The sequence below is a fragment of the Pseudomonas sp. KH_046_2 genome (assembly GCF_057838985.1).
Genome location: NZ_CM174480.1, coordinates 1,774,357 through 1,787,859, shown reverse-complemented (window position 1 = coordinate 1,787,859; position 13,503 = coordinate 1,774,357). Strand labels below are relative to the sequence as shown.

Below are 13,503 nucleotides of genomic sequence, written 5' to 3'. Positions count from 1 at the left end.
CGTTTCCTGTTATTTATCCGGGCTATCGATGGTCAGTGTTTGCGGCGCGGTGGTGCTGCTGGCCAGGGGCTGGCTGCGACCTATCCATTCGCCGGCGGTTGGTTTTCCGGCACGGGAAATGCGCGCAACCAGTTGGACTTCAGGGAAGTTCGACAGTTTCAATTGCGGCATCATTGCGTCGGCATCGCCCAGTTCGACGGTCACCGGCAGGTCGGCCACGGTCAAGCGCTTGACCGCCAGCGGGGCCGGAGGGCCGGAGATCGCACGGGCGAAGATGAACACGCTGTCGCCGGGCTGGACCTTGGATTTGAGGTCCGCTGCCAGATCGACGCTGACCTTGAGCAACGCCACGGTCTTGGCCGCCGGTGCTTGCGCAACCTTGCCGCCACTGGCCACCAGCTTCTCCGTGGCCCGGGTAATTCCACCTTGCAGTGCCTCGCGGGACTTGTCTTCCGGCGGCAATTGCGCCAACAGGCGATTCCAGTAATCGATGGCGTCCTGATAACGCTCGCTTTCGAACGCGGCAATGCCGAGCAGGCCGAGGCTGGTGACTTCTTTCGGATCAGCCTTGAGCGCTTCGTCGGTCAGGGCCTGGACCTTGTCCGACCACTTCTTGCCATCGGCGAAGTACTGGGCCTGGGCCCATTGACCGAGCAGCTCAGGCTGACGACCGGCCAGGCTCACGGTGCGTTCGAACATCTTCGCCGCGTCCGCCGGGCGATCCTGAGCCATGTAGGTACGACCGAGGAAGTACATGCCTTCAGCGGAATCCGGTTGTGCGGCAACCGCGCGCTCCAGGCGTTTGGTCATCTCTTCCATCGACTGCGGTGCCTGGGCGAACTCGCGGGTCAGCTCAACCTTGTCGCTGGCGCCGTAATGCATGTACAGCCCCAGGCCGAGTACCGGCACCAGAACGGCCGCCAGCAATGGCAAGGGTTTGCCCAGACGCGATACCTGCGGCGCTTCGACGCCCTCGGTGTCCGCCAGCAACTCACGGGCAGCTTCGGCGCGGCCGGCGTCCATTTGCGCCGCATCGAGCACGCCCTCTTCCTGCTGAGTCTGCAACTCAGCCACACGCTCCTGATAAAGCGCGACGTTCAGGGCGGTACGATCCTCTTCACGCTGGGCGCGACGGCTGCGCAGCACCGGGATCAACAGAAAACTCAGGGCAACCAGAAGCAGCAGACCTGCAGCGAGCCAGAAATCAATCATTCTTGGTTTTATCCAACAGGTGGTCGAGGCGCGAGCGCTCCTCGGGAGAAAGCTCAGCCTGGGTACCGGCGCGTTGCACGCGACGACGGCGGACGATCACCGCGATGATCACGACACCACCCAGCAGCAGGCCGGCGGGGCCGAACCAGAGCACGGCGGTCTTGGCGTTCAGCGCAGGCTTGTAGCGGACGAAATCACCGTAGCGGTCGACCATGAAGTCGATGATCTGCTGGTTGTCCTTGCCTTCGCCGAGCATGCGGAAAATCTCTTTGCGCAGGTCGGCGGCAATCGGTGCGTTGGAATCGGCGATGTCCTGATTCTGGCACTTGGGGCAACGCAGTTCCTTGGTCAGCTCGCGAAAACGCTCGCGATCATCTTCCTTGGCGAACTCGTAGGTGTCGATGGCCGCGTGGGCCACGCCCGCCAGGCTCAAGCCCAGGGCAACGGCAGCGATCCAGCGCTTCATGGCTTGGCCTCATCGACCAGCGCCTGGTACTTGCCCGCCAGTTTTTCGCGCCAGACCTGTTCGTCGATCACGCCGACGAACTTGTCGCGGATGATGCCCTTGGCATCGATGAAGAAGGTTTCCGGTGCGCCGTACACGCCGAGGTTCAGGCCCAGCGAGCCTTCGTCGTCACGAATGTCCAGCGCATACGGGTTGTGGAAGTCCTTCAGCCACTTCAAGGCGTCGGCGTTGACGTCCTTGTAGTTGATGCCGTAGATCACCACGCCCTGCTGGGCCAGCTTGTTCAACACCGGGTGCTCGACCCGGCAGGAAATGCACCAGGTCCCCCAAACGTTGACCAGCGCCGGTTTGCCCAGAATGTCAGCGCGGGTCAGGGTCTTGTCGCCTTGCACCGATGGCAGGGAAAACTCCGGGAACGGCTTGTTGATCATGGCCGAAGGCAGCTCGGCCGGATCCAGGTACAACCCACGGTAAAGGAATACCGCGACCACCAGAAAAATCGCCAGTGGCAACAACATCAACCAACGCTTCATGCAGTGGCTCCCGACATGCCCAGTGCTTCACGCACGCGGCTTTTGACCTTGACCCGATAACGCCGATCCAGCGCCGCCAGCAACCCGCCTGCGCCTGTCAGCAAGCCGCCGAACCAGATCCAGCGCACGAACGGTTTGACGTGCACGCGCACGGCCCAGGCGCCATTACCCAGTGGTTCACCGAGGGCGACATAGAGGTCGCGGGTGAAACCGGCGTCGATGCCCGCTTCAGTCATCACCGAGTTCTGCACGGTATAGAGGCGTTTTTCCGGGTGCAGCACGCTGACTTCCTTGCCGTTGCGGATCACCCGTACGGTGCCCTTGTCGGAGGTGAAGTTCGGGCCTTCGAAGTGTTTGGCGCCTTCGAAGACGAACTGATAGCCACCCAGGTCCATGGATTCGCCCGGCGCCAGGCGCAGGTCGCGCTCGGCACTGTTCTGGCTCGACAACACGACACCCAGCGCGCACACGGCAATGCCCAGGTGCGCGACCTGCATGCCCCAGTAGCTGCGGGTCAGGGTTGGCAGGCCTTTGATCAGGCCCTTGTGTCGGGTCTTGTCAAAGATGTCACGCACACCGGCCAGCAACACCCAGGCGGCGAGCATGAAGGTTGCGAGCACGGCCCAGTTGAAATCGCCGTAGGCGACGCCAGCCACTACCGCCAGCGCAGCGCTGCCGAGCAAGACCGGGGTGAGCATGCTCACCAGCCATTTCACCGGGGTGTCTTTCCAGCGCACGATCACGCCGACCGCCATCACCACCATCAGCAACGCCATCAACGGAATGAACAGCGCGTTGAAGTACGGCGGGCCTACGGACAGCTTGGCGCCGGTCATGGCGTCCAGAATCAGCGGGTACAAGGTGCCGAGCAGGATCATCGACGCCGCCACCACCAGCACCAGGTTGTTGCCCAGCAACAGCGTTTCCCGGGACCAGAGGTTGAAGCCGACCTGGCTCTTGACCACCGGTGCGCGCAGGGCGAACAGCGTCAGCGAACCACCGACCACGAACAGCAGGAAAATCAGGATGAACACGCCGCGCTCCGGATCGGAGGCAAAGGCGTGAACCGAAGTCAGCACGCCGGAACGCACGAGGAAGGTGCCCAGCAGACTCAAGGAGAATGCGGCGATGGCCAGCAACACGGTCCAGCTCTTGAACACGCCACGTTTTTCCGTGACCGCCAGCGAGTGAATCAGTGCGGTGCCCACCAGCCATGGCATGAACGAGGCGTTTTCCACCGGGTCCCAGAACCACCAGCCGCCCCAGCCGAGCTCGTAGTACGCCCACCACGAACCGAGGGTGATGCCGATACCGAGGAATGCCCAGGCCACAATGGTCCAAGGACGCGACCAGCGCGCCCACGCGGCATCCAGGCGACCGCCCATCAGCGCGGCGATGGCGAAGGCGAAGGCCACCGAGAAACCGACGTAGCCCATGTACAGCATTGGCGGGTGAACGATCAGGCCGATGTCCTGCAGCAAGGGGTTGAGGTCGGCACCGTCGGTGGGCATTTGCGGCAGGATGCGCTTGAACGGGTTGGAGGTCATGATCAGGAACAGCATGAAACCGGTGCTGATCATGCCCATCACTGCCAGCACGCGGGCCAGCATGACCTGCGGCAACTGCCGGGAAAACACCGACACCGCGAAGGTCCAGCCGCCGAGAATCAAGGCCCACAACAGCAGGGAGCCTTCGTGGGCACCCCACACCGCGCTGAACTTGTAGTACCACGGCAACGCGCTGTTGGAGTTGTTGGCCACGTAAGCCACGGAGAAATCGTCGACCATGAAGGCGTAGGTCAGGCAACCGAAGGCGAACAGCAAGAACGCGAACTGTCCCCACGCGGCCGGCTGGGCCAGGCTCATCCAGAAGCGATCACCGCGCCAGGCACCGACCAATGGCACCACCGCCTGAACCAGCGCGAAACACAGCGCCAGGATCATGGCCAGGTGGCCCAATTCGGGGATGAAGATTCCAGCTGTCATCAGTTAGCCCTCTTTCGCAGGAGTGGGTGCCGACTGGCCGCTGTCTTTCAGGGCTTTGGTCACTTCCGGCGGCATGTATTTCTCGTCGTGCTTGGCCAGCACTTCATCGGCCACCACCACGCCATCGGCATTGAGCTTGCCCAGGGCAACAATGCCCTGCCCTTCGCGGAACAGGTCCGGCAGGATGCCGCGATAAGTGATGGTCACGGACTTGTTGAAGTCGGTGACGACAAACTTCACGTCCAGCGAGTCGCCGGAGCGCTGCAAGGAACCGGCCTCGACCATGCCGCCGGCACGGATACGCGTGTCCTGCGGGGCTTCGCCGTTGGCGATCTGGGTCGGTGTGTAGAACAGGTTGATGTTCTGCTGCAGGGCGCTCAGGGCCAGGCCGACGGCAGCGCCGACCCCGACCAGGATCGCGAGAATGATGATAAGACGCTTTTTGCGCAGCGGATTCACTTGCCGTTCTCCCGGCGCAGACGACGCGCCTCTTGTTGCAGATACCGCTTGCGGGCCAGGATCGGCGCCGCCACGTTGAGGGTCAGTACTGCCAGGCAGATGCCATAGGCTGACCAGACATACAGGCCATGATGACCCATGGCGATGAAGTCGCCGAATGAAGCAAAACTCATCGAGCGACCTCCAGGCTGTTTTCCACTTCGGCCTTGACCCAACTGGCCCGGGCTTCGCGCTTGAGCACTTCAAGACGCATGCGCAGCAGCAGGACCGCGCCGAAGAAGCAGTAGAAACCCAACGCCGTCAGCAGCAATGGCAGCCACATCTCGGCGGGCATCGCCGGTTTTTCGGTGAGGGTGAAGGTCGCGCCCTGGTGCAGGGTGTTCCACCACTCCACCGAGTATTTGATGATCGGGATGTTGATCACGCCGACAATCGCCAGCACCGCACAGGCCTTGGCCGCGCTGTCACGATTGCTGATCGCGTTGCCCAGCGCAATGAGACCGAAGTACAGGAAAAGCAGGATAAGCATGGACGTTAGGCGTGCATCCCAGACCCACCACGAGCCCCAGGTCGGCTTGCCCCAGATCGCCCCGGTGACCAGCGCCACGGCGGTCATCCAGGCACCGATGGGCGCCGCGCATTGCAGCGCGACGTCGGCCAGTTTCATCTTCCACACAAGGCCGACGATGCCGCACACCGCCAGCATCACATAGATGGACTGCGCCAGCATGGCGGCCGGGACGTGGATATAAATGATGCGGAAGCTGTTGCCCTGCTGGTAGTCCGGCGGCGCAAAAGCCAGGCCCCAGACCACGCCAACGCTGATCAGCAGCAACGCCGCGACGCTTAGCCAGGGCAGCATTTTGCCGCTGATGCCGTAAAACCATTTGGGCGAGCCAAGCTTGTGAAACCACGTCCAGTTCATACTGTTTCCATCACGGTTGCTCTTTACTGTGAAGAGCCAGGGTCTTTGCTGGTTGTTTTTTAACCAGACCTCATTATTCGCCGACGCTGATCTTCAGGCCAGCAGCTATTGCAAAAGGTGTCAGGGTTATCGCCAGGGCGGTCAGGCTGCCAAGCCACAGGAGATAACCGGTCGCCGGCATTCCCTGCAAGGCAGCCTGCAAGGCGCCACTGCCAAGGATCAACACCGGGATGTACAACGGCAGTATCAACAGTGCCAGTAACAGGCCACCGCGCTTCAAACCGACCGTCAGCGCCGCGCCCACCGCACCGAGCAGGCTCAGTACCGGTGTACCGAGCAGCAACGAAAGCAGCAACACTGGCAGACAGGCGGCAGGCAAACCGAGCATCAGCGCCAGCAAAGGCGCGAGCAAAACCAGTGCCAGGCCGGAAAAAGCCCAGTGTGCCAGCACCTTGGCCAAAACCAGAAGAGCCAGGGGGTGCGGCGAAAGGACCCACTGCTCGAGGGATCCATCCTCGAAATCACTGCGGAAAAGCCCGTCCAGCGAGAGCAAAACCGATAAAAGCGCTGCCACCCAGACCAGCCCTGGAGACAAGGTTTGCAACAATTGAGACTCGGGTCCGACCGCCAGCGGGAACAGGGAAACGACGATGGCGAAGAACACCAGCGGATTGGCCAGCTCCGCCGGACGGCGGAACAGCAGACGAGCCTCACGGGCGACCAGAAGGCCGAAAACACTCATACGGCCCAGCTCCCCAGATCGATGTCGCGATAACCGGCCGGCATCCGGCTCAGCGTGTGGTGGGTGGTCAACACCACCATGCCGCCGCGTTCGCAGTGGCCGGCCAGATGAGATTCAAGCTGTGCCACGCCCTGCTTGTCGAGGGCGGTAAAGGGTTCATCGAGGATCCAGAGCGGCGGACTGTCCAGATACAGGCGCGCCAGGGCGACGCGACGCTGCTGGCCAGCGGACAGGGTGTGGCAAGGCACATCCTCGAATCCGCGCAGCCCGACCGCGGCCAGCGCCTGCCAGATCGCCTCGTGGGTCGCCGGATGATGCAAGGCGCACAGCCAGCTCAGGTTCTCTTCCGGCGTCAGCAAATCCTTGATCCCGGCAGCGTGGCCGATCCACAGCAGGTTGCGCGCCAGCTCACCGCGTTGCTCGTTCAGCGGCTGGCCGTTGAGCAGCACTTGACCGGCGGTCGGATGCATCAGCCCCGAGAGCAGGCGCAACAGGCTGGTCTTGCCGCTGCCGTTGGGGCCGCTGATTTGCATCATTTCGCCACTGGCCAGTCTCAAATCGAGATTTTCGAAGAGCAGCCGAAGGTCTCGCTCACAGGCAAGGGCAACGGTTTGCAGGACAGGACTGGTCAAGGGTTCACGGGCCTTATACGGTTCAAGTCGGCTCTGGCGCGGCCGTTAAAGAGATGCAGCATAGATGCAATGACGTCTTGTTCTAGAGAGCTGCGTCAAACAATTGCAAAGTTTTCGCCATTTTTGGATACAACGGCGCGGCATTATACATGCCATGCCTTACTCTAAAGAGTGCATTTTCCTCAGGTTGTGACCGCGTATGACAGGCGAAATGAACATCCTCCCGCTACCGCAAACCCTCCCGGCGACTTCGCGCCCGCAGGTGGTCAGCGGCGAGTTGCTCAAGTTGCTGACGCCCATGGAGGGGCTGATCAGCATTGGTCAAACCGCCCAGGCCGAAGTGTTGTCGCTCAAGCAGGCGGATCAGTCTTTCCAGATGCTGCTCAAGGTGACCCTCGACAGCGGCCGCCAGACCACGGTCCAGACCACCAGTAACCAACCGCTGGCCCAAGGTACCACGCTGGTCGTCACCCAGCCCTCGGCCGGCAATCTTGCTGTGACGGTGCAACAGGCCATTGCCTCCAGCGTTACTACCCTCACCCGCCTCGACACCGCGCAACTGCCCGTTGGCACCCTGCTGCAGGGCAAAGTGCTGACCTCGCAAGTGCTGCCGCAGGTACCCGGCCAACCCATGGTGTTTCGCTCGATGGTGGGCCTGCTCAACACCGCACTGAGCGGCAGCACCCTGAGCATCGACAGCCCGCAGCCCTTGCGCATCGACACCTTGTTGAGCGCGCAGGTGCAGGACGCCCAGACCGTGAAATTCGTGCCCCTGAGCAGCCGACAGGAACAACTGGCGGTGACCCGGCAACTGGTCGACCAGCAAAGCCGCCAAGGGTCGCTGGACGGCTTGCTCAAGCGCCTGCAGAACCTTGCGCCCTCGGACCAGACATCCGTTGAATTGCGCAGCGCCGCTACCCGGTTGCTCGCCGGCTTGCCGGATGTTCAACAGTTGAGCACCCCCAAGGGCCTGGCCCAGGCCCTGGCCAGCAGCGGTGTGTTTCTCGAAAGCAAACTATTGACCGGGCAAAACCCGACGTTCGCGCCGGACATGAAGGGCAACCTGCTCAAACTGGTTGCGCAATTGAGTCAGGGCTTGCCGGCCAACACCGGCCTCGGCGCAATCATCGCCGCCAACACCCTGGCCCAGGCCATGCCGAACTTCGTCCGCAATGCCCTGGGCATGCTCGGCCAGGTCAGTGCCAAGCCTTCGCCGACCGGCTTCCCGCTGCCCGAACGCCAGTTGCAAGGCGCCGACGGTGAAAACGACCTCGAACATCTGCTGCGCCTGGCCGCCGCCGCCGTTTCACGCCTGCAAAGCCATCAGCTGTCGAGCCTGGAGCAATCCGGCGTAACCGCCGACGGACGGCTGATGAGCACCTGGCAGCTGGAAATCCCGATGCGCAATCTGCAAGACATCGTGCCCTTGCAGGTCAAGTTCCAGCGTGAAGACTCACCCGAAAAAGAACAGCCGAAGGAACGTCGCGAAGAACGCGAACCCAAGCAACAGCTGTGGCGTGTGGAACTGGCCTTCGCCATGGAACCATTGGGGCCGCTGCAAATTCAGGCGCAACTGATCAAGGGCTGCCTTTCCAGCCAGCTCTGGGCCCAGCGGCCTTACACCGCCAGCCTGATCGAAAGCAACCTGAGCGGGCTGCGTGACCGCTTGCTGTCCGCCGGCCTGAACGTCGGCGACCTCGATTGCCACCTCGGCACACCGCCCCAAGGCACGCAAACCCGCCTCGAACAACGCTGGGTCGACGAAACCGCATGAAAAACCCCAACACCCCACGCCAGGCCATCGCCCTCAAATACGACGGCACCCACGCCCCCACCCTCACCGCCAAGGGCGACGAAGCGCTGGCGGAAGAAATCCTGCGCATTGCCCGCGACTGCGAAGTGCCGATCTACGAAAACGCCGAACTGGTGAGATTGTTGGCGCGCATGGAGCTGGGGGACAGCATTCCGCAAGAGCTCTATCTGACGATTGCCGAGATCATTGCGTTTGCGTGGAGTTTGAAGGGGAAGTTTCCGATGGGGCAGGATCCGGATGCGCTGATGGTCGAGAAGGACATTACCGAGCGCGGGGAAGACTACTGAGGATTCGAAGACGCCATCGCTGGCAAGCCAGCTCCTACAGAGAGCAGCAGCGAACACACGTTGTGTGAGCACCACTGAGCAATTGTAGGAGCGAGCCTGCTCGCGATGGCGGTATGAGCGCCGCGTTTCTCCAGGAGGCTCGCGTCATCGTTAACGTCCATCGCGAGCAGGCTCGCTCCTACAGGTTTTCTAGCTGCTTTTGTGAAGCTTGCTCATCAACTCCGCCTCAGCCTGGGTCAAGCCGCAGGACTGGGTCAGTCCATGCCGACCACTACGTGCAGTTAGTGCAGGGACAGCATTAATTAGAGGCTCCCGATGGGTTTTGGCAGCGGCAAACCGGTGGCGGGATCAAGTCCCTTTCCGGCGCTGAGTTTCTCGATCAGCTCTGCTGATGGAATGATGGGTACAGCCGAGTCACGCTCGCGTTGCCATTGGAAGGTACCGTCCCACTCAGGGAGGGTCGCAGGTGGGAGCGGGACGATGCCATCCAGATCGGGGACTTTTGCTCCGAGGTGTTCGTGTCGCGTCAGGAAATCGCTGATTTTATTGTATCGATCGACTCGCTCGTCATCTTTCTGTAAAGCCAGATAGTTCAGTTCATTGGAAGCAGGCGGTCCTTTGAATGCATTAGCGAGACTATACGCACTCAGATCGTCGCCATTTCGGGTAGCGGTCTGGTAGCCGAGCAGAGCCTCTTGATAATGCCCGGTGACTTTCGAGTAGCTTGAATAATTTCTTCCCGCTAACCGATTGCCTTGCTCCATCGCACACTTGTACATCGCCTGCATGATTTCGGCCGTATTGGGTATATAGGACAGAAGTCTGCCTATGTAATACTGAGCATCTGGATTCCCCAAATCGGCCGCCCGACGAAAGTAGGCCCTGGAGGCCGCAATATCCCGTTTGACGCCATAACCCAACTCCAGGTAGTGCGCCATATCGTAATAAGCCCCCGGGATACCTTGAGCAATATAAAATTCGGCCAGATCGATGACCTCTTTACTCGCGTCAGGAGAACGGGCTTGTCCGGTTGACAGCAGGAATTGCAGATTGGTCGCGGCCTTGTAATGGTCGTGTGCAGCCGCGATACGATAATAGCGGGCTATCTCGTCGTAATCTTTCTGTCCTTTACGCTTTTCCAGGTAAAGGCCATACCGATAGAAAACATCTGCATCCTGGTTCAATACTGGCAACGAATCGCGTTCATATACGCACTTGAACTCCAATCTACTGTAGGCAAAATCCACCGACGCGGCATCAGGCATCTGCTCTTCTTCTTTTGAGCAGGCCATGATCATCAAGAAGCTGAACAATGCCAGTAGTAGCTTATTCACCCCCACACGATTGTTTATTAAATTTCCCTGCATAACCTCACTCGATATCAATGACTTACTCGTCATCGATTCTCTTTCTCCGAACTGCCAAACAGGATGCCCCCCGACGGTAATGGTCAGGTATTCCCGGTAGGTTTTGGCAGCGGCAAGCCCGTGGCGGGATCAAGTCCCTTTTCAGCGCTGAGTTTTTCGATTAGCTCTGCTGATGGAATGATGGGTACAGCCGAGTCACGCTCTCGTTTCCATTGGAAGGTACCGTCCCACTCGGGGAGGATGGCAGGCGGGAGTGGGACGATGTCATCCAGATCGGGGATTTTTGCTCCGAGGTGTTCGTGGCGCGTCAGGAAATCGCTGATTTTATTGTATCGATCGACGCGTTCGTCATCTTGCTGAACAGCCAGATAGTACAGTTCATCGGACGCTGGCGGCCCTTCGAAGGCACTCGCCAGTTGACTAGCACTGCTGTCATCGCCATTGCGAATTGCTATTTGGAAGCCTTGTAGAGCTTCTTGGTATAGCTCTGAACCTTGCGAATAAATTGCGTATTTTCTTCCCGCCGAGCGATTACCTTGTTCCATCGCACACTTGTACATCGCCAGCATGGTTTCGGCCGTATTGGGTACATAGGATAGAAGCCTGCCTATGTAGTATTGGGCGTCCGGATTCCCCAAATCGGCCGCTCGCCGAAAATAGGCTCTGGAGGCCGCGACATCCTGTTTGACGCCATAACCCAACTCCAGGTAATGCGCCATGTCGTAATAAGCCCCGGGGATGCCTTGAGCAATATAAAATTCGGCCAGATCGATGACCTCTTTACTCGCGTCAGGAGAGCGGGCTTGTCCGGTTGACAGCAGGAATTGCAGATTGGTCGCGGCCTTGTAATGATCGTGTGCAGCCGCGATCCGATAATAGCGGGCGATCTCGTCGTAATCCTTCTGCCCTTTACGCTTTTCCAAGTAAAGGCCATACCGATACAAGACGTCCGCGTCCTGACTCAACACCGGTAATGAATCGCGCTCATATACGCACTTAAATTCCAATCTACTGTAGGCAAAGTCTGTCTGCGAGGCATCCGGCATACTTTCTTCCTTTTTTGAACAACCCAAGATTGAAAAACACAACAACAAAATAACAAATGGTTTTTTCATCACTTAGTCCAAATTCCTCCTGACAGGACTCTCTTGCAAAAATTCAACCAATGATGCGATCGGAGACTTTGAATCCATTACAGTTTTTCTTTGCAAGCTACGCGTTCTTCGCTCATCGTTTTTGCCAACGATTTGTTTCCATTTATCGTATACCTTTTTCATATCATTCCCCATCGCCCTCCCCCCCGTATGCACCCCAAACAAATGCTCCCTCAACGGCCTTGTCACCGCAGGATCCTCAATACAAATATTCAACTCACTGTCCACCTGCATACTGCGGGTATTGATGTTTGCGGAACCCAGGGTGGTGAACACATCATCGACAATCATCAACTTGCTGTGCACGTACACATCCATCCAGTTTTCTGGCGGGGAATCAGGTGCCACCAGGGTGCAAATGTGCACTTTCAGGCCGGGAATTTCCGTGGGTGAAATGACGGACTGGTCCTTCTCGGAAAACTCTTTTTCAAGCTGCGCAACCTTGGCGCGTGCGCGATCCAGCTTGTCTTTCAAGGTTTCGTTGTATCGAGCCGCCACCTGGTCATGCTCGGTATCGCGTTGATCCTTGAAAATGCGCGCATTGATGGAAGCCAGGCGTTCGGCCAGCCTGGCTTGTTCAAGTTCGGCCAGCAGACCGTCACGCCGCTCGGCCTTGGCGACACCCGGCATCAGCTCCGGGCGGCCCAACTGCTCCAACATGCGGAAGGTATTGACGGAGCCATCGCCCATGGCCTCGGTGGAGGAGTTGGTGACGACGAACAGGTACAGCGGCCCGTCTTTTTCAAGATCACGCCCCTTTTCGAGAAGGTTTTGCACGACACTCTTGATCTTGTCCGCCAGCGGTGGCCAGCGAAAGTACTGGTTCTCGATGTAGATGAATCGGGTCGTGTTGTTGACGGCCTTCAGGTAGACCTTCTCGATGTCCCGGATGCTTTCCTGGCTTTGGGTCCTGAGTATCTGCGCCATGACCGGAGGGCCGTAGTCTGGGCGTAGGCGCAGTTGACTGGCGAGGTGTTGACGAGGGCCGAGCAGGTCGACGCGGGTTTCTTTTTTCCAGGCGGCACAGAAGTTGTCGTTCAAGAACTCAAGCACCGGACCGCTCACTCGGCTGGAAATATCCTGCCGGGGCGTTTCGCCGTTGCGTCCGAACTGCGCGTGATGTCGCTCGTGGCTGTGAACATCATTGTCCCAATAGGCATCCAGCGTGTTGTGCCCCATCACGAACCCGACGGCGACCTCTGGTTGCTCGTAGTCCACCAGTACCATTTTCTGGTGGTGGCTCGGCTCGGCAACCATCGCCACCGAGCTCATGACTTTGTTGGTCGTGCTGCGATCCTTGTCCAGTGCCTTCAATTTCAGGCGCCAGGCAATTTCCGCACGATCCAGCAAGCCGAAGTCGCGAGTGACGAATTCGATGTTCTTGATCCGCAGAGAGGGATCGTTGCCCCATAGCAACAAGCGAAAGAAACGCTGGCCCAGCTCGATGGGGCCGGTTTCAGCGCCCGTGTAGGCCAGCCGGATCTGGCGATACCACATCTTGTCATATTCGATTTGTGCGTCGTTGCGGTTCTGCTTGTACTTGCCGAACCAGTTGGTGACGTTGTCACCGGGCGTCGGGTTTTCCGAAGTCTGGGCGACACGCAAGCTGTCGTACCAGCACAGGATTCGGACTTGAACGCCTTCAAGAGCTTTCTTGATCAACAGATCGCCGATGCACAGCGAACTGGTATCGCCGCGCTTGAAGTACATCGACGGCTGAAACCCCCAACAGATGATTTCCACGCTGGTTTTGGCGGCCCAGATGGCGTCATAAACCGAGCCGAAGGCGCGCTCGCCATTCACCAGCGGCTCGAAGGTGGCGGGCGCCGGGACGTATTCGGTGCACTGTACGAACCACGGCAGGTTGAGCTGGCAGGAGGTGGCCTTGCTCGTGGCGATCGGGACGGTGATCGTGGGGGTGGTCATCT

Annotated in this window: 14 protein-coding genes and 1 pseudogene; 2 read left to right on the top strand and 13 right to left on the bottom strand. The window is 59.4% G+C overall.

Going from position 1 to position 13,503, the window contains the following annotated elements; all coding sequences use genetic code 11:
- Positions 1-9: 9 nt before the first annotated feature.
- The 9 genes from ccmI to ccmA form a co-directional block, all read right to left on the bottom strand.
- A complete protein-coding gene (gene ccmI / locus AC3IX1_RS08125; protein WP_489387785.1) occupies positions 10-1,212 on the bottom strand; it encodes a c-type cytochrome biogenesis protein CcmI in 1,203 nt (400 codons plus the stop codon).
- Positions 1,205-1,678, bottom strand: coding sequence for a cytochrome c-type biogenesis protein (locus tag AC3IX1_RS08120; protein ID WP_489387784.1), 474 nt, complete (start codon positions 1,676-1,678; stop codon positions 1,205-1,207). Before AC3IX1_RS08120 ends, ccmI begins: the two co-directional genes overlap by 8 nt.
- Positions 1,675-2,211, bottom strand: a complete 537-nt coding sequence (locus AC3IX1_RS08115; RefSeq protein WP_150724492.1) for a DsbE family thiol:disulfide interchange protein — start codon at positions 2,209-2,211, stop codon at positions 1,675-1,677. Before AC3IX1_RS08115 ends, AC3IX1_RS08120 begins: the two co-directional genes overlap by 4 nt.
- A complete protein-coding gene (locus tag AC3IX1_RS08110; protein ID WP_489387783.1) occupies positions 2,208-4,196 on the bottom strand; it encodes a heme lyase CcmF/NrfE family subunit in 1,989 nt (662 codons plus the stop codon). The genes AC3IX1_RS08115 and AC3IX1_RS08110 overlap by 4 nt, the downstream gene beginning before the upstream one ends.
- A 3-nt stretch (positions 4,197-4,199) precedes the next feature.
- Positions 4,200-4,655 carry a cytochrome c maturation protein CcmE gene (gene ccmE, locus AC3IX1_RS08105; RefSeq protein WP_008052305.1) on the bottom strand — a complete coding sequence of 152 codons (456 nt, stop codon included), beginning with the start codon at positions 4,653-4,655 and terminating at the stop codon, positions 4,200-4,202.
- Positions 4,652-4,828: a heme exporter protein CcmD gene (gene ccmD, locus AC3IX1_RS08100; protein WP_060541438.1), complete on the bottom strand. Its 177-nt coding sequence runs from the start codon at positions 4,826-4,828 to the stop codon at positions 4,652-4,654. The genes ccmE and ccmD overlap by 4 nt, the downstream gene beginning before the upstream one ends.
- The gene (locus AC3IX1_RS08095) at positions 4,825-5,580 is read right to left on the bottom strand and encodes a heme ABC transporter permease (protein WP_007980756.1); all 756 of its coding nucleotides are present in this window, start codon (positions 5,578-5,580) and stop codon (positions 4,825-4,827) included. The genes ccmD and AC3IX1_RS08095 overlap by 4 nt, the downstream gene beginning before the upstream one ends.
- A gap of 73 nt (positions 5,581-5,653) precedes the next feature.
- Positions 5,654-6,322 carry a heme exporter protein CcmB gene (ccmB, locus tag AC3IX1_RS08090; RefSeq protein WP_007980754.1) on the bottom strand — a complete coding sequence of 223 codons (669 nt, stop codon included), beginning with the start codon at positions 6,320-6,322 and terminating at the stop codon, positions 5,654-5,656.
- A complete protein-coding gene (ccmA, locus tag AC3IX1_RS08085; protein WP_489387782.1) occupies positions 6,319-6,954 on the bottom strand; it encodes a cytochrome c biogenesis heme-transporting ATPase CcmA in 636 nt (211 codons plus the stop codon). The genes ccmB and ccmA overlap by 4 nt, the downstream gene beginning before the upstream one ends.
- Before the next feature lie 199 nt (positions 6,955-7,153).
- On the opposite strand from ccmA, the gene fliK reads away from it, so the two are divergent.
- Positions 7,154-8,728, top strand: a complete 1,575-nt coding sequence (fliK, locus tag AC3IX1_RS08080; protein ID WP_489387781.1) for a flagellar hook-length control protein FliK — start codon at positions 7,154-7,156, stop codon at positions 8,726-8,728.
- Positions 8,725-9,054 carry an EscU/YscU/HrcU family type III secretion system export apparatus switch protein gene (locus AC3IX1_RS08075; RefSeq protein ID WP_489387780.1) on the top strand — a complete coding sequence of 110 codons (330 nt, stop codon included), beginning with the start codon at positions 8,725-8,727 and terminating at the stop codon, positions 9,052-9,054. The genes fliK and AC3IX1_RS08075 overlap by 4 nt, the downstream gene beginning before the upstream one ends.
- 189 nt (positions 9,055-9,243) lie before the next feature.
- Here AC3IX1_RS08075 and AC3IX1_RS08070 read toward each other — a convergent pair.
- From AC3IX1_RS08070 to AC3IX1_RS08055, 4 genes and pseudogenes are all read right to left on the bottom strand, one after another.
- A pseudogene (locus tag AC3IX1_RS08070) lies at positions 9,244-9,312 on the bottom strand (DUF2802 domain-containing protein); the annotation flags it as partial.
- 44 nt (positions 9,313-9,356) lie between these two features.
- Complete coding sequence (locus AC3IX1_RS08065; protein WP_489388704.1) at positions 9,357-10,352, bottom strand: SEL1-like repeat protein; 996 nt, start codon at positions 10,350-10,352, stop codon at positions 9,357-9,359.
- Between the two features lie 152 nt (positions 10,353-10,504).
- Positions 10,505-11,539 (bottom strand): SEL1-like repeat protein, encoded by a 1,035-nt coding sequence (locus AC3IX1_RS08060; protein WP_489387779.1) that lies wholly within the window; start codon positions 11,537-11,539, stop codon positions 10,505-10,507.
- Positions 11,540-13,501 carry a phospholipase D-like domain-containing protein gene (locus tag AC3IX1_RS08055; protein WP_489388703.1) on the bottom strand — a complete coding sequence of 654 codons (1,962 nt, stop codon included), beginning with the start codon at positions 13,499-13,501 and terminating at the stop codon, positions 11,540-11,542.
- Positions 13,502-13,503: the final 2 nt, after the last annotated feature.